This window comes from Nissabacter sp. SGAir0207, assembly GCF_005491205.1.
Lineage (GTDB): Bacteria > Pseudomonadota > Gammaproteobacteria > Enterobacterales > Enterobacteriaceae > Chimaeribacter.
The window spans coordinates 1,861,655-1,877,181 of sequence record NZ_CP028035.1 but is presented as its reverse complement, the minus strand read 5'-3'; the positions used below and the strand labels follow the sequence as shown (position 1 = coordinate 1,877,181).

Annotated in this window: 14 protein-coding genes; 7 read left to right on the top strand and 7 right to left on the bottom strand. The window is 58.9% G+C overall.

What is annotated here, in order from left to right:
• The 3 genes from C1N62_RS08080 to C1N62_RS08070 all read right to left on the bottom strand — a co-directional run bounded on the left by C1N62_RS08080 (nucleotide 1) and on the right by C1N62_RS08070 (nucleotide 2,968).
• Complete coding sequence (locus C1N62_RS08080) at nucleotides 1-303, bottom strand: DUF1496 domain-containing protein (RefSeq protein ID WP_240775753.1); 303 nt, start codon at nucleotides 301-303, stop codon at nucleotides 1-3.
• A complete protein-coding gene (locus C1N62_RS08075) occupies nucleotides 300-2,228 on the bottom strand; it encodes a DNA topoisomerase III (RefSeq protein WP_168195837.1) in 1,929 nt (642 codons plus the stop codon). The genes C1N62_RS08080 and C1N62_RS08075 overlap by 4 nt, the downstream gene beginning before the upstream one ends.
• A 188-nt stretch (nucleotides 2,229-2,416) precedes the next feature.
• On the bottom strand, nucleotides 2,417-2,968 hold the full coding sequence (locus C1N62_RS08070) for an NAD(P)H nitroreductase (RefSeq protein WP_137763142.1): 552 nt from the start codon (nucleotides 2,966-2,968) through the stop codon (nucleotides 2,417-2,419).
• Nucleotides 2,969-3,140: 172 nt separating this feature from the next.
• Here C1N62_RS08070 and sppA point away from each other — a divergent pair, with 172 nt between their 5' ends.
• The 3 genes from sppA (at nucleotide 3,141) to pncA (ending at nucleotide 6,811) form a co-directional block, all read left to right on the top strand.
• Entirely contained in the window at nucleotides 3,141-4,997 is a 1,857-nt protein-coding gene (gene sppA, locus C1N62_RS08065; protein ID WP_137763141.1) for a signal peptide peptidase SppA, read from the top strand.
• Nucleotides 4,998-5,096: 99 nt separating this feature from the next.
• On the top strand, nucleotides 5,097-6,113 hold the full coding sequence (ansA, locus tag C1N62_RS08060; protein WP_137763140.1) for an asparaginase: 1,017 nt from the start codon (nucleotides 5,097-5,099) through the stop codon (nucleotides 6,111-6,113).
• A gap of 59 nt (nucleotides 6,114-6,172) precedes the next feature.
• Nucleotides 6,173-6,811, top strand: a complete 639-nt coding sequence (gene pncA / locus C1N62_RS08055; RefSeq protein ID WP_137763139.1) for a bifunctional nicotinamidase/pyrazinamidase — start codon at nucleotides 6,173-6,175, stop codon at nucleotides 6,809-6,811.
• A gap of 29 nt (nucleotides 6,812-6,840) precedes the next feature.
• Here pncA and C1N62_RS08050 read toward each other — a convergent pair whose 3' ends face one another.
• Nucleotides 6,841-7,116, bottom strand: coding sequence for a YeaC family protein (locus C1N62_RS08050; protein WP_137763138.1), 276 nt, complete (start codon nucleotides 7,114-7,116; stop codon nucleotides 6,841-6,843).
• A gap of 70 nt (nucleotides 7,117-7,186) precedes the next feature.
• Entirely contained in the window at nucleotides 7,187-7,600 is a 414-nt protein-coding gene (msrB, locus tag C1N62_RS08045; RefSeq protein ID WP_137763137.1) for a peptide-methionine (R)-S-oxide reductase MsrB, read from the bottom strand.
• 347 nt (nucleotides 7,601-7,947) lie between these two features.
• Between msrB and gapA the strand changes: the two genes are divergently transcribed.
• Complete coding sequence (gene gapA / locus C1N62_RS08040) at nucleotides 7,948-8,943, top strand: glyceraldehyde-3-phosphate dehydrogenase (RefSeq protein ID WP_168195836.1); 996 nt, start codon at nucleotides 7,948-7,950, stop codon at nucleotides 8,941-8,943.
• Between the two features lie 99 nt (nucleotides 8,944-9,042).
• Nucleotides 9,043-9,918, top strand: a complete 876-nt coding sequence (locus C1N62_RS08035; RefSeq protein ID WP_137763135.1) for a D-hexose-6-phosphate mutarotase — start codon at nucleotides 9,043-9,045, stop codon at nucleotides 9,916-9,918.
• A 32-nt stretch (nucleotides 9,919-9,950) separates the two neighbouring features.
• Here C1N62_RS08035 and C1N62_RS08030 read toward each other — a convergent pair whose 3' ends face one another.
• Nucleotides 9,951-10,796 (bottom strand): aldo/keto reductase, encoded by an 846-nt coding sequence (locus C1N62_RS08030; protein ID WP_137763134.1) that lies wholly within the window; start codon nucleotides 10,794-10,796, stop codon nucleotides 9,951-9,953.
• Nucleotides 10,797-10,884: 88 nt separating this feature from the next.
• Nucleotides 10,885-11,598 carry a MipA/OmpV family protein gene (locus C1N62_RS08025; RefSeq protein ID WP_137764952.1) on the bottom strand — a complete coding sequence of 238 codons (714 nt, stop codon included), beginning with the start codon at nucleotides 11,596-11,598 and terminating at the stop codon, nucleotides 10,885-10,887.
• 619 nt (nucleotides 11,599-12,217) lie between these two features.
• Here C1N62_RS08025 and yeaG point away from each other — a divergent pair.
• Nucleotides 12,218-14,152 carry a protein kinase YeaG gene (gene yeaG / locus C1N62_RS08020; protein WP_137763133.1) on the top strand — a complete coding sequence of 645 codons (1,935 nt, stop codon included), beginning with the start codon at nucleotides 12,218-12,220 and terminating at the stop codon, nucleotides 14,150-14,152.
• 50 nt (nucleotides 14,153-14,202) lie between these two features.
• Nucleotides 14,203-15,480: a YeaH/YhbH family protein gene (locus C1N62_RS08015; protein ID WP_137763132.1), complete on the top strand. Its 1,278-nt coding sequence runs from the start codon at nucleotides 14,203-14,205 to the stop codon at nucleotides 15,478-15,480.
• The last annotated feature ends 47 nt before the right edge of the window (nucleotides 15,481-15,527 follow it).

The following is a 15,527-nucleotide window of genomic DNA, read 5'->3' as shown; positions in this document are numbered from 1 at the left end:
CTACTTCACCCGTTGCCAGATCAGATCATTGGTGCCCACGACCTGCGGGTCGCGGGCGCACTGCAACAGCTCCCCCTCCACCTTCAGCAACGCCCCCTCGGAGTAACGCTCATCCTGGTAGACGCAGCAACGCGTGCAGGGCGGGCTGTTGGACGCCCCGCCCCAGCCATCCAGTGACACCACCGCATCGACATTGCCCGTCGTGCCAGTGCCGGTGGCTGGCTCCTCGTGGCGATGCGCCGACGCGGGCAGCGCCAGCATCAGTGCCGCGCCGCCAAGCGCCATCAATTGCCAGATTTTCATCCCTTCTCCTTTGCTTTGGTCGGTTTGGCGCTGCGGGGTTTGCGCTTCTTGCCCGCTGAGGGCGCAGGTGGCAGCCGGCGGAAGGCCGGTGACGCGCCGTTCTGTTTGGCCTGCTGAATCAGATCCTGCAACGTCGCTTCCAGCGGCTGCATGAACTCCTGATAACGGCAGCTCTTTTCACTGATTTTGGTCAGCGTCGCCTCCCAGTTGGCGGTCATGTCCGGCCGGGCGGCAATGTCCGGCAATGAGTGGATCAGCGCCCGCCCGGTCTCGCTGGCATGGATAAAGCGCCCCTGCTTGTGCAGGAAGGCGCGCTTGAACAGCAGCTCAATGATGCCAGCGCGCGTGGCCTCGGTGCCCAGCCCATCGGTGGCGCGCAGAATCTTCTTCAGCGCCTTGTCCTGCACAAAGCGCGCGATGCCGGTCATCGCTGACAGTAGGGTCGCGTCGGTGAAGGGGCGCGGTGGCTGCGTCTGGCGCTCTACCACCTCGCCACGCTCACACTGTAGCGTGTCGCCCTTTGCCACCACCGGCAGCGGCGCACCCTCATTCTCATCATCGCGCTCCTTTGCCCCCAGCAGCGCCCGCCAGCCCGCCTCGGCCAGGAAGCGCGCCTTGGCGACAAACACCCCGCCAGCGATCTCGAGGTCAATGACGCACTTGCGATAGACCGCGTCGGCGCAGAACTGCATCAGGTACTGGCGCGCAATCAGCTGGTAGACCCGCGCCTCGTCCTGGCTCAGCGACACCGCGCTGCTGCGGGCGGTAGGGATGATGGCGTGGTGGGCATCCACCTTTTTGTCATCCCAGCAACGATTGCGCCGGTTGCTGTCCACCGCGGGCTGCGGCAGCAGGTCACGGGCATGCACGCCGATCGCCTTCAGCACGCCCTGTCGGCCAGCAAAGTGCTCCTCCGGCAGGTAGCGGCAGTCAGAGCGCGGATAGGTGATCAGTTTGTGCGTCTCATACAGCCGCTGGCAGGCGTCCAGCACCTGTTGCGCACTCAGGCCAAAACGCTTGGCCGCCTCAATCTGTAACGCCGACAGCGAGAACGGCAGCGGCGCTGTTTCCGACTCACGCTTGTCGCTGTAGCCGGTCACCTGCGCCGGCTGGCCCTCGATACGCTTCACCACATGCTCTGCCAGCGGGCGGTGCAGCAGGCGACCCTCCTCATCCTGGTACGGCTCGCAGGCGTCACTCGGCTGCCAGAGGGCGGTGAAGCGCTCCTCGGCCGGTGTGACGATGTGCGCCTTGACCTCAAAGAAGTCCTTCGGCACGAAGTTCTCGATCTCCTCATCGCGCCGCACCACCAGCCCCAGCACCGGCGTCTGCACCCGGCCAACTGACAGCACGCCGTCGTAACCGGCGTTGCGCCCCAGCAGCGTGTAGGCGCGGGTCATGTTGATGCCGTAGAGCCAGTCGGCGCGCGACCGCGCCAGCGCTGAGACGCAGAGCGGCACAAAGTCGCGGTTATCGCGCAGCCGCTCCACCGCGCGCGTCACCGCCTGCGGGTTGAGGTCATTGATCAGGCAGCGCTTCGCCTGCTGGCGCTTCTCCGGGGCCAGTTCGAGGTACTCCAGCACCTCATCCACCAGCAACTGCCCCTCGCGATCCGGGTCGCCAGCGTGGATCACTTCGTCAGCCTGCTTCAGCAGGCCCTTGATCACATTCAGCTGCTTGGTGACGGATGGGCGCGGCTGCAACAGCCACTTTTGCGGGATGATCGGCAGATCCGCCAGCGACCACCGGGCGTAGCGCTCATTGTAGGCATCTGGCTGCGCGGTCTCCAGCAGGTGGCCAATGCACCAGGTCACCACCTGGTCATTGCCACAGGCAATATAGCCGTCACCTTTGCGGTGCGGCTTGGGCAGGACGTCCGCGATGGCGCGCCCCAAACTCGGTTTTTCAGCAATAAACAACCGCATCAGTCACCTGCGGCCGGGCAGTCAGCCGCCACAGGCGGCCTATTCAGGGGAAACAGTCTCATCTCCACTCCTTCAGGATTGAGCAATTGGCATAGGATAACGGCTGGCGGGCGGATTGGTAAGGGATGGGCAGCCCATGTGGAACGGGCCGCGCATTTTGCCAGCGGCCACACAGGCGGCCGCTGGGTTTAGAGGTAGCTGACGAACTGGCTGCTGTCCGGCGGCACCACGTGGGTCGCCGATTTGAGCTGCGGCGTGCCCAGGTAGAGGAAGCCAACAATCTCATCCTCCTCCTCACAGCCAAACGCGGCGCGCACGCCCTCATCTTCCGTCCAGGCACCGGAGCGCCAGATGCCGTTGAAGCCTTGGGCCAGCGCCGCCATCTGCATCGCCTGTACCGCACAACCGGCGGACACCACCTGTTCCCACTTCGGCACTTTCTGGCTCTCTTTGCAGTGTGCCACGACCGTGATGATCATGGGTGCGCGGAACGGAGCCTGCGTCGCCTTCTCCACGCCCTTCTCATCCATCCCCTCGGCCACTGCGGCATTGTGCAGGATCTGGCTGAAGCGGTTGAGTCCGTCATTCTCGACGATCACAAAGCGCCAGGGTTGCAGGCCGCCGTGGTCTGGCGCGCGCAGCCCGGCGTGGATAATGTTTTGCAGCACCTCCCCCGCCGGGGCCGGGGCCGCCAGACGTGAGGCCGAGCGGCGGTTCAACAACAGATCTAAAGCATCCATGGGTTTCTCCTGATGACCATTTGCATGTGCGCCACGTTAACATAGGTTATAAGTGTGTTACCACTGACAGCCATCCGCCCACACAGCTGCAACAGGAAGAGACGATTTAAAGCTGACTTTTTTCCGGTGGGTCATTAGGATAGCAACACTTTTTCCCCTTATTGGAGTTCCCATGCGCACATTGTGGCGAATTATCGCCGGTTTCTTCAGGTGGACCTGGCGCCTGCTCAACTTTATCCGGGAATGCATTCTCAACCTGTTCCTGATCCTGCTGATTCTGGTGGCGGTCGGCATCTATTTCCAGTTGCAGCCGAAGCCCGCAGAAAACCTCACCAAGGGCGCACTGCTGGTGGATCTCAGCGGCAGCGTGGTGGACAAGCCCTCGGTCAACAATAAGCTGCGCCAGTGGGGCCGCGAGCTGCTGGGGGCCTCCAGCGGACGGTTGCAGGAGAACTCGCTGTTTGATCTGGTGGAGACCCTGCGTCAGGCCAAAACCGACCCGAATATCACTGGGCTGGTGCTCTCGCTGAATGACTTCACCGGCACCGATCAGGCCTCGCTGAACTACATTGGCAAGGCGCTGCGTGAGTTCCGCGACAGCGGCAAGCCGGTCTATGCCATCGGCGACAGCTATAACCAGACCCAATACTACCTGGCCAGCTACGCCACCAAGATCTTCCTGTCGCCGCAGGGCACGGTCGATCTGCATGGTTTCGCCACCAATACCCTCTACTATAAGTCCCTGCTCGACAAGCTGAAGGTGAGCACCCATATCTTCCGCGTCGGCACCTATAAGTCGGCGGTCGAGCCGATGATCCGCGACGATATGTCGCCAGCCGCGCGTGAGGCGGACAGCCGTTGGGTCGGTGGATTGTGGCAGAACTACCTGAACACCGTGGCGGCCAACCGCCAGCTGACCCCAGCCCAGCTCTTCCCCGGCGCGGGTGGCGTGTTGCAGGGCCTGCAAGCGGTGAATGGCGATACCGCACAGTATGCGCTGAAGAACAAGCTGGTCGATGAACTGGCGAGCCGTGCGCAGGTCGAGCGCGAACTGACTAAGGCGTTCGGCTGGGACAAGCGCCAGAACGATATCAATGCAGTCAGCATCTACGACTACCAGCCTGCGCCGCAGCCCACCAACACCCAGCCGCAGATTGCGGTGATCTTCGCCAATGGTGCCATCATCGACGGCCAGGAAGAACCCGGCTCCGTCGGGGGCGATACCACCGCGGCCCAGATCCGCCAGGCGCGTCTGGATGACAAAATCAAGGCCATCGTGCTGCGCGTCAACAGCCCCGGCGGCAGCGTCAGCGCCTCTGAGGTGATTCGCGAGGAGCTGGCCGCCGCACGCGCCGCCGGCAAACCGGTGGTGGTATCCATGGGCGGCATGGCGGCCTCCGGTGGCTACTGGATCTCAACGCCCGCCAACTACATCGTCGCCAGCCCGAGCACCCTGACCGGCTCCATCGGCATCTTCGGCGTGGTGAACACCTTCGAGAACTCCCTTGATGGCATTGGCGTGCACACCGACGGCGTTGCCACCTCGCCGCTGGCGGATCTGGCGGTCACCAAGGCCCTGCCGCCGGAGTTCGCGCAGATGATGCAGCTCAATATTGAGAGCGGTTATCGCACCTTCCTGGGACTGGTGGCCACCGCGCGCAACAAGACACCCGAGCAGATTGACCAGATCGCCCAAGGCCATGTCTGGCTGGGCGTGGATGCCAAGAGCAACGGGCTGGTCGATGAGCTGGGTGACTTCGATGACGCGGTGAAGAAGGCCGCCGAACTGGCGAAATTGCCAGCCTGGCAGCTGAACTGGTTTGTTGAAGACCCGAGTTTCAGCGACCTGATCTTCTCGCAGATGAGCGCCTCGGTGCAGGCGGTACTGCCACAGGCGATGCAGGCGTGGATCCCCGCCCCGCTGACGGCGCTGGCCACCGCCATGAAGCAGCAGCCGGGCCTGTTCACCACCCTGAACGACCCGCAGAACCGGTATGCCTTCTGCCTGACCTGTGGTGACGTGAAATAATCTGTCCCCCCGATGCAAGCCCGGTCATGCCGGGCTTTTTTTCGGGGCGTTGGCCCTTATACTTTGTTGGATTCCCGTAAGCGTAATTAAGACCTTCCTATGAAAAAGAAATCGATTTACGTCGCCTACACCGGCGGCACCATTGGTATGCAGCGCTCCGATCAGGGCTATGTGCCGGTTTCCGGCCACCTGCAACGGCTGCTGGCCGCCATGCCGGAGTTCCACCGCCCGGAGATGCCGGATTTCACCATCCATGAGTACGCCCCGCTGATTGACTCCTCGGACATGACGCCAGAGGATTGGCAGCATATCGCCGATGACATCCGCCAGCGCTACGATGAGTATGATGGCTTTGTGATCCTGCATGGCACCGACACCATGGCCTTCACCGCCTCGGCGCTCTCCTTCATGCTGGAGAACCTCGACAAGCCCGTGATCGTCACCGGCTCGCAGATCCCGCTGGAGGCGCTGCGCTCTGACGGCCAGATCAACCTGCTCAACTCCCTCTACCTGGCGGCCAACCACCCGGTGAAAGAGGTGTGCCTGTTCTTCAACAATAAGCTCTATCGCGGCAACCGCACCACCAAGGCCCATGCCGATGGCTTCGACGCCTTCGCCTCGCCCAACCTGGCGCCGCTGCTGGAAGCTGGCATCCATATCCGCCGGCTGGCGACGCCGACCCTGCCCGCCGCCGCCGCACCGCTGAAGGTGCACCACATCACGCCGCAGCCGATCGGCGTGGTCACCATCTATCCGGGTATCTCCGGCGAAGTGGTGAGCAACTTCCTGCGCCAGCCGGTGAAGGCGCTGATCCTGCGCTCCTACGGCGTTGGCAATGCGCCGCAGAAACCCGCGCTGCTGGATGAGTTGCGTCAAGCCTCTGAGCGCGGCATCGTGGTGGTCAACCTGACCCAGTGCATGACCGGCCGCGTCAACATGGGCGGCTACGCCACCGGCAACGCGTTGGCCCATGCTGGCGTGATCAGCGGCTTTGACATGACCGTGGAAGCGGCACTGACCAAGCTGCACTTCCTGCTGAGCCAGCCCTTCTCCCCCGAGGAGATCCGCACCCTGATGCAGCAAAATCTGCGCGGCGAGCTGACTGACGTCGTCTGATGCCCTTTGCCGGGCGCTGCCGCCCGGCCCTTTCCCCCGCTAATCACCAAGGAGCGTTTATGAGTACCGCACTGTTGCTGATTGACCTACAGAATGACTTCTGCCCCGGCGGCGCGTTGGCCGTGCAGGAGGGTGACCAGGTGATTGCCGTCGCCAATCAGGCCATTGAGGTCTGTCGCCGACGCGGCTGGCCGGTGGTCGCCAGCCAGGACTGGCACCCGGCTTCCCACCGCAGTTTCGCCATCCACGCTGGTGAGGCGCCCGGCACGCTCGGCACGCTGGAGGGATTGCCACAGGTGTGGTGGCCGGTGCACTGCGTACAGGATCAGCCGGGGGCGGATTTCCATCCGGATCTCAATCTGGCGGGCATCGATCAGGTATTCCGCAAGGGGCAGAACCCGGACATCGATAGCTACAGCGCCTTCTTTGACAATGGACGCCGCACCGAGACGGAACTGGACAGCTGGCTGAAGGGGAAAGGGATCACCACGCTGGTGGTGATGGGGCTGGCTACCGACTACTGCGTGAAGTACAGCGTGCTGGACGCGCTGGCGCTCGGCTATACCACCTCACTGATCACCGAGGGGTGCCGCGGGGTCAACCTGCAACCGGATGACAGCGAGCGGGCGTTTGAGGAGATGCAGCAACAGGGCGCGCACCTGATTGCGCTGAAAAGCTTTGAGATGGGCGCGCACTGATCAAGGGGGCGCGGTGGCCGCGCGCCCTATTACTGTGGCTTAAGCGTTGCCAGCGGCGAAGTGATGCCAAACTCCTGCTTCAGCTGCTGCTTGCTCTTCATCACCAACTGGCCGTCGGTGTTGATGGTCATGTGCTGTGCATCCTGGTTGTGGCGGGCCTGATAGAGCATCACCGCCTGCAAACTGTTCTCTTTCTGCGCCTCGGTCAGCGGTACGCCATCCGGCCACTTGCCCAGCTCTACCGCCTGCACCAGACGCTGGTAAATTTCCGGGGTCATGGCAGCAATCAGATCATCTATTTCCACGCATTTATTCCTCTTTTCGGCGCACCAATGAATAATTGGCTGAATCGATTTTGTTAACCAGACGTGGCCATTAGCCTGCGGTTTTTTCGCCGCTTTCGCCATCGGTGAAGCTCAGTGACGCAGAATTGACACAGTAGCGTTCACCCGTGGGTTGCGGCCCATCGGGGAAAACATGGCCAAGGTGGGCATCACACTGTGCGCAGCGGATCTCGATACGGTGCATGTTGTGTGAATAATCATCAATATATTTAATCGAATCATCACGTACCGGCTCATAAAAACTGGGCCAACCGCAGCCGGAATCATACTTGGCATCAGAGTAAAACAGGGGCGCATTGCAACACAGACAGTGGTAGATCCCTTCACGCTCGTTGTGCAACAACTTACCAGTATAGGGGGCCTCAGTGCCACGCTGTTGGGTGACATAGCGTTGGATCTCACTGAGTTGGATAGGGTTTTCTGCCTGTTCGTTCTCTTTGGTCATGATGGCCCTTCTTATGCTGACGACATTGCAAATAAGATAACGTTTAATAATAACAAAAAATTAACAACCACACAGCCTATTTTGGCCTAAACTTGATGCCATAAAGGCAACGCGCACATGATGTGTGATGCCGATCACATATATGTAGGCGGGGCGGCTCTTTCACAGCTTTTGTGTTGTCAGAAACGCAGAGAGCCGGCAAAAACCGGGGCGGGTGATAAGCGTACAATCGGGGTAGGTAGCTTTGACTTATAGCAACAATTGACACGATTCCGCTTGACGCTCGTTAAGGTTTTTGTAATTTTACAACCAACCTTTTATTCACTAACAAATAGCTGGTGGAATATATGACTATCAAAGTAGGTATCAACGGTTTTGGCCGTATCGGTCGCATTGTTTTCCGTGCTGCTCAAGAACGCTCTGACATCGAGATCGTTGCTATCAACGACCTGTTGGACGCAGAGTACATGGCTTACATGCTGAAGTATGACTCTACTCACGGTCGCTTCAACGGGACGGTAGAAGTACAGGACGGTCACCTGGTCGTTAACGGTAAAACCATCCGTTGTACCTCTGAAAAAGACCCGGCTAACCTGAAGTGGAACGAAGTCAATGTTGACGTGGTAGCAGAAGCGACCGGTATCTTCCTGACCGACGAAACTGCCCGTAAACACATCACCGCTGGCGCGAAAAAAGTGGTGCTGACTGGCCCGTCCAAAGACAACACCCCGATGTTCGTCATGGGCGTTAACCACAAAGCCTACGAAGGCCAGGACATCGTGTCCAACGCCTCTTGCACCACCAACTGCCTGGCACCGCTGGCGAAAGTGATCAACGACAACTTCGGTATCGTTGAAGCGCTGATGACCACCGTTCACGCGACCACCGCTACCCAGAAAACCGTTGATGGCCCGTCCCACAAAGACTGGCGCGGCGGCCGCGGCGCATCCCAGAACATCATCCCGTCCTCTACTGGCGCAGCCAAGGCCGTGGGTAAAGTTATCCCTGAGCTGAACGGCAAACTGACCGGTATGGCGTTCCGCGTACCGACCACCAACGTTTCCGTGGTTGACCTGACTGCTCGTCTGGAAAAACCGGCAACCTACGCTCAGATCTGTGAAGCCATCAAATCTGCTGCCGAAGGCGAGCTGAAAGGCGTGCTGGGTTACACCGAAGACGAAGTGGTTTCCACTGACTTCAACGGCGAAAAACTGACTTCCGTGTTCGACGCGAAAGCAGGTATCGCACTGAACGACAACTTTGTGAAACTGGTTTCCTGGTACGACAACGAAACTGGCTACTCCAACAAAGTTCTGGACCTGATTGCCCACATCTCCAAATAAGTGAGCATCCAGTCAGAGTAAGAAAAGGCGACGCTAAGTCGCCTTTTTTATTGGTGTGGCCCCAGACCGGGCATGTTTTCTTGTTGAAAGGAGATGACGATGAATCAGCACATTTTTACCCTTCCTGTAATCAAACCCATTACCGCTACTATCAGTGAGCGCCAGCTCGACCAACTGCCGGTGATCGTGGTGGATCATCCGCTGTGCCATGCCGCCGTGGCCTTGCAGGGCGCGCACCTGCTGGCATGGCAACCGGCGGGAGAACAGCCGGTCTTGTGGCTGAGCGCCAATAGCGCCTACGAGCCGGGCACCGCCATCCGTGGCGGCGTGCCAATCTGCTGGCCGTGGTTTGGCCCGGCAGGCAAGCCATCGCATGGCTTCGCGCGCAATATGCCGTGGGAGTTCACTGACCACAGCGAAACGCCAGAGGGTGTCACCCTCACCTTCACCCTGAAGGACAACCCGCAGAGCCGTAAGCTGTGGCCGCACGCCTTTACGCTGGTGGCCCGCTTCACGCTGGGTGCTACCTGCCATATCGAGCTGGAGTCCAGCGGCGATTTCACCACCACTGCCGCGCTGCACAGCTACTTTGAGATTGGCGACATTGACGCCGTCGCGGTACGTGGTTTGGGCAACCACTACATCGACAAGGTACGTGATGGCATCGAAGGTGAACAACAGGGCGACCTGACCTTCCCCGGCCGCGTTGATCGCGTCTACACCCAGCCGCAGGCCACCAGTCTGATCCTTGATTCGGCATTAAACCGTGAGATTGAGGTAGAGCACCACCAGCACAGCGATGTGATCGCCTGGAACCCCGGCGCGGAGCTTTCTGCCAGCATGGCAGACATGGCGGATGACAGCTACAAGACCATGGTCTGTGTGGAGACCGGCTGCGTCAGCACGCCACAGGTGAGCAAACCCGGCCAACCGGCGCGCCTCGCTACTACCCTGCGAGTGCGCCGCCCGGCGTAACGCATGAAAAAGGGGCCAGATGGCTCCTTTTTTTATATCACGGCCAGCGGAACCTTGCGCTCAGGCGGCGGGAAAGCCTGATTGATGGCCAGCATGTCCTCGGGCGACAGCGTCAACGCCAGCGCACGGGCATTCTGCGCCACGTGCTGCGGCTGCACCGCCTTGGGTATCGCCATCACCTGCCCATTACGGATCACCCATGCCAGTGCCACCTCGGCACTGCTGACGCCATGCTCCGCCGCCAGCCGATTGAGGGTGCCCTCCTCCAGCAAACGCTGGCCCGCCTGTGCCAGCGGGCAGTAGGCCATCACCGGAAGCGCGTGCTCGCCGCACCAAGGTAGCAGGTCAAACTCAATGCCCCGCGAGGCCGCATGGTAGAGCACCTGATTGGTCTGGCACTGGTCACCGCCGGGCAAACGCCACAGCGTCTCCATCTCGTCCGTGTCCAGATTCGAGACGCCCCAGCGGGCAATCTTGCCGCTCTGTTGCAGCTTCTCCATCGCCGCAATGGTCTCCTCCAGTCTGGCACTGCCCCGCCAGTGCAACAGGTAGAGATCGATCTGCTCAATCTTCAGCCGCCGCAGGCTGTTTTCACAGGCCTGCACCGCCTTGTGGCCGGCGGCATGGTGCGGGTAGACCTTGGAGACGATAAACGCCTCCTCGCGCCGCCCGGCGATTGCCTGCCCCACCACCTCCTCCGCCCCGCCATCGGCATACATCTCCGCCGTGTCGATCAGCGTCAGGCCCGCGTCCAGCCCCTGCTGTAACGCGCGCACCTCGGCCGGGCGCTGCTCTGGGCGTTCGCCCATGTTCCAGCTTCCCTGCCCGATGGCTGGCAGCCGTGTCCCATCCGGGAGTGTGACATGTTTCTCTGACATTGCGCCTCCTGATGCTGGTTTGTAGCGTTCAGCGTAGCAATAAAAAACGGGGCCGTAGCCCCGTTTGGTCATTTCACCAGCACTCTGGTCAGAAGGTGTAGGTCACACCCGTCCAGAGAATACCGGTCCAGGATTTGTCCACCATCGGGCTATCTTTCACTTCATCAGAGAGGCGCACGTAGCGGCCCATGGCGAAGGCGTTCCACTGCGGGGAGATCTGGTAGGTGGCCGACAGCTCAACGTAAGGCGTGAAGCTGTCATCCGGGTGGTAGCTATCCAGACCGCTGCGGCGCGACTCATCGCTGCTGACGCCGTAGTAGTAGCGGTTCTGGTTTTTGCTGTTCCAGGTGACGCCCACGGCCGGGGTCAGGCTCCAGTTCTGCTGTTTGAAGCGGTAGAGGTAGGCGACGTCGCCCACCAGCCCGTTGCTGTTGTCCAGCGTGTCACCAGTGAAGAGCGTACGCAGGGTGCCCCAGTCAGCGTTGTAACTATAACCCAGGCCAGCCATCAGCGTGGCGCGGCGCTTGTTCAGGCGCTCCATCTGGTCATTGTCGCTGTCACTTGGTGAGAAGTGCAGCGGCGAGTAGAGGGCATTGATGCTGAGCTGGTGGGTCGGGTCTTTCCACAGGTAGTACCCGGCCATCAGGCTGCGGAAGAAGAATTTATCACTCTCGTAGTTCACCACCGGCACCGGATAGACCCGGTCCTGCTCGCTACGGTATGGGTTTGGGCTGACCAGCGCGGACGCCCCCAGAGAAAAGGTATCGGCTGCCGCCAACTGGCTAAACAGTGTACCGGCCATCAGTGGCAACAAGGCTAAACGGGAAATTTTCACACTTTATCCATTAATGTTATCAATAAATCCGTCTGGATTTTATGACAAACCTAATGATAGTGCGAATATCCCTGCTCATTAAGGCACCATTTAACAAAACGCCGGTCCAAAAAAGAGTCAATGGCCGGGCCGGAATGTCATCTGGCCGTCATGGAGGCGGTTTAGGCTGCTCAGCAATCTGGCACGGGGGATGACCCCGCTGGCAGCCCTTCTGCCGTCTGGCTTAGCGCCTCGCTGACCTAAGGAGAATCCTAAAGCGTGCCCGGCAAAAGCGGATGTGACGGCCGCCACTAAACTTGATGGCCTGCAAAAATTTACTATTGAAAGAATTTCTTGATAGGTCAGCTTATTCACATAAATAAAGATAATATTCCCGCACTATCGTCTGCAAAGTAGCCAAATTGCGGGCTTAATGACCATTTATTGCTGTTTTATTACGCAGCACGCCTACTTTATCGCCTGAAAAGTCACTTGCTCTTTAGCTAATAGCCGTCCATAACAATAAGGTAAGAGTTTCATTATTTTACCCAAAAAACAGAAGCTCTTAATTTTTGTTCCCAACCAAAACAACAGGACGGGCATCGCTATGAACATTTTTGACCACTACCGTCAGCGCTATGAAGCTGCCAAGGACGAAGAGTTCACACTGCAGGAATTTCTTACCATCTGCCGGCAAGATCGCAGTGCTTATGCCAACGCGGCGGAACGTTTGCTCACAGCTATCGGTGAACCAGTGATGGTGGATACCGCGCTTGAGTCACGCTTATCCCGCCTGTTTTCCAACCGTGTTATCGCACGCTACCCGGCGTTTGAAGAGTTCTATGGGATGGAAGAAGCGATTGAACAGATCGTCTCCTACCTGAAACACGCCGCGCAGGGTCTGGAAGAGAAGAAACAGATCCTCTACTTATTGGGGCCGGTGGGTGGCGGTAAATCGTCACTGGCCGAACGTTTAAAAGCGCTGATGCAACGCGTGCCTATCTATGTGCTCAGTGCCAATGGCGAGCGCAGCCCGGTGAACGACCATCCCCTGTGCCTGTTCAACCCACAGGAAGATGCCAATATCCTGGATAAAGAGTACAACATTCCTTCGCGCTACCTCGGTACCATTATGTCGCCTTGGGCGGCAAAACGGCTGCATGAGTTTGGCGGCGACATCACCAAATTTAAGGTGGTAAAAGTTTGGCCCTCGATCCTGGAGCAGATCGCCATCGCCAAAACCGAACCGGGCGATGAGAACAATCAGGACATCTCCGCGCTGGTCGGCAAGGTCGATATCCGCAAGCTGGAGAACCACGCCCAGAACGATCCTGACGCCTATGGCTACTCCGGTGCGCTGTGCCGCGCCAACCAGGGCATCATGGAGTTCGTGGAGATGTTCAAAGCGCCGATCAAGGTGCTGCACCCGCTGCTGACCGCCACCCAGGAGGGCAACTACAATGGCACCGAGGGTATCTCTGCCCTGCCGTTCAACGGCATCATCCTGGCGCACTCCAACGAATCAGAGTGGGTAACCTTCCGTAACAACAAGAACAACGAGGCGTTCCTTGACCGTGTCTACATCGTCAAGGTGCCTTACTGCCTGCGCGTGTCGGAAGAGATGAAGATCTACGACAAGCTGCTGAACCACAGTGAGTTGACCCACGCGCCTTGCGCGCCGGGCACCCTTGAGACACTGGCGCGCTTCTCCATCCTGTCGCGCCTGAAAGAGCCGGAAAACTCCAGCCTCTACTCCAAGATGCGGGTATATGACGGCGAGAGCCTGAAAGATACCGATCCGAAGGCCAAGTCTTATCAGGAGTACCGCGACTATGCCGGCGTGGATGAGGGGATGAATGGGCTTTCGACCCGTTTCGCCTTCAAAATCCTGTCGCGGGTCTTCAACTTCGACCACACCGAAGTGGCGGCCAACCCAGTGCACCTGTTCTATGTGCTGGAGCAGCAGATTGAGCGTGAGCAGTTCCCGCAAGATCAGGCTGAGAAGTATCTGGAGCACCTGAAGGGTTACTTGATCCCGAAATATGCGGAGTTCATTGGCAAAGAGATTCAGACCGCCTACCTCGAATCCTACTCCGAGTATGGCCAGAACATCTTTGACCGCTATGTCACCTACGCTGACTTCTGGATCCAGGATCAGGAGTACCGTGACCCGGACACCGGCCAGCTGTTTGACCGTGAGTCGCTTAACGCCGAACTGGAGAAGATCGAAAAACCGGCCGGCATCAGCAACCCGAAAGATTTCCGCAATGAGATCGTTAACTTCGTCCTGCGCGCACGCGCCAACAACAATGGCCGCAACCCGAACTGGACCAGCTACGAAAAATTGCGCACGGTAATCGAGAAGAAAATGTTCTCCAATACCGAGGAGTTGCTGCCAGTCATCTCGTTCAATGCCAAGACCTCGACCGATGAGCAGAAAAAACACGATGACTTTGTCGACAGAATGATGGAGAAAGGTTATACGCGCAAACAGGTTCGTTTGCTGTGTGAATGGTATCTGCGCGTCAGAAAATCGTCGTAAGCAGTTATCGCTTCATCATGGAGGGCGTGGCAACGTCGTTTGGGGGAGATATGGGATACTTTATTGACCGACGGCTGAACGGCAAGAACAAAAGCATGGTGAACCGCCAGCGCTTTTTACGTCGCTATAAGTCGCAGATCAAACAGTCGATTGCCGAGGCCATCAACAAGCGGTCGGTGACTGACGTGGAGAGTGGGGAGTCTGTCTCTATCCCCACAGATGATATCAACGAACCGATGTTCCATCAGGGACGCGGTGGCCGCCGCCACCGCGTGCACCCAGGGAACGACCACTTTGTGCAAAATGACCGTATCGAGCGCCCCCAAGGCGGCGGGGGCGGCAGCGGCAGCGGTCAGGGCAACGCCAGCCAGGATGGCGAGGGTCAGGATGAGTTTGTGTTCCAGATCTCCAAGGACGAGTACCTCGACCTGCTGTTTGAGGATTTGGCACTGCCCAACCTGAAGAAGAACCAGTACAAGCAGCTCAATGAGTTCAAGACCCACCGCTCCGGCTTTACCTCCAACGGGGTGCCAGCCAACATCAGCGTGGTGCGCTCATTGCAGAACTCGTTGGCGCGCCGCACGGCGATGACCGCCGGCAAGCGCCGCGAGCTGAAGGATCTGGAGTCCGAACTGACGGATCTGGAGAATCAGGAGCCGGTGCAGTTGCTGGAGGAGGAGCGACTGCGCAAGGCGATTGCCGAGCTGCGCCAGAAGATTGAGCGCGTGCCGTTCATTGATACCTTTGATTTGCGGTACAAGAACTACGAGAAGCGCCCCGAGCCCTCCAGCCAGGCGGTGATGTTCTGCTTGATGGATGTCTCCGGCTCAATGGATCAGGCCACCAAGGATATGGCCAAGCGCTTCTACATCCTGCTCTATCTGTTCCTGAGCCGGACTTACAAAAACGTGGATGTGGTCTATATCCGTCACCACACCCAGGCGAAAGAGGTGGATGAACAGGAGTTCTTCTACTCGCAGGAGACCGGCGGCACCATTGTCTCCAGCGCGCTGAAACTGATGGATGAGGTGGTGAAGGAGCGCTACGACCCTGCCCAGTGGAATATCTATGCGGCGCAAGCGTCGGATGGGGACAACTGGGCGGATGACTCGCCGCTTTGCCATGAGTTGCTGGCGAAGAAGATCTTGCCGATGGTGCGTTATTACAGCTATATCGAAATAACCCGCCGCGCCCACCAGACCTTGTGGCGGGAATATGAGGCGTTGCAGGCCAAATTTGATAATTTTGCCATGCAGCATATTCGCGAGCAGGCGGATATCTATCCGGTATTCCGCGAACTTTTCCACCGGCAGACTGCCGACAATTAATTATGCAGCCCAGCCAACGGGTTAGCAGCATAAAACCGGCGCCGATG

Bases quoted from the DNA above. Each gene is read 5' to 3' on its own strand.
- C1N62_RS08080 (WP_240775753.1), bottom strand. From the start codon at position 303: ATGAAAATCTGGCAATTGATGGCGCTTGGCGGCGCGGCACTGATGCTG.
- C1N62_RS08075 (WP_168195837.1), bottom strand. From the start codon at position 2,228: ATGCGGTTGTTTATTGCTGAAAAACCGAGTTTGGGGCGCGCCATCGCG.
- C1N62_RS08070 (WP_137763142.1), bottom strand. From the start codon at position 2,968: ATGGATGCTTTAGATCTGTTGTTGAACCGCCGCTCGGCCTCACGTCTG.
- sppA (WP_137763141.1), top strand. From the start codon at position 3,141: ATGCGCACATTGTGGCGAATTATCGCCGGTTTCTTCAGGTGGACCTGG.
- ansA (WP_137763140.1), top strand. From the start codon at position 5,097: ATGAAAAAGAAATCGATTTACGTCGCCTACACCGGCGGCACCATTGGT.
- pncA (WP_137763139.1), top strand. From the start codon at position 6,173: ATGAGTACCGCACTGTTGCTGATTGACCTACAGAATGACTTCTGCCCC.
- msrB (WP_137763137.1), bottom strand. From the start codon at position 7,600: ATGACCAAAGAGAACGAACAGGCAGAAAACCCTATCCAACTCAGTGAG.
- gapA (WP_168195836.1), top strand. From the start codon at position 7,948: ATGACTATCAAAGTAGGTATCAACGGTTTTGGCCGTATCGGTCGCATT.
- C1N62_RS08035 (WP_137763135.1), top strand. From the start codon at position 9,043: ATGAATCAGCACATTTTTACCCTTCCTGTAATCAAACCCATTACCGCT.
- C1N62_RS08030 (WP_137763134.1), bottom strand. From the start codon at position 10,796: ATGTCAGAGAAACATGTCACACTCCCGGATGGGACACGGCTGCCAGCC.
- C1N62_RS08025 (WP_137764952.1), bottom strand. From the start codon at position 11,598: ATGGCCGGTACACTGTTTAGCCAGTTGGCGGCAGCCGATACCTTTTCT.
- yeaG (WP_137763133.1), top strand. From the start codon at position 12,218: ATGAACATTTTTGACCACTACCGTCAGCGCTATGAAGCTGCCAAGGAC.
- C1N62_RS08015 (WP_137763132.1), top strand. From the start codon at position 14,203: ATGGGATACTTTATTGACCGACGGCTGAACGGCAAGAACAAAAGCATG.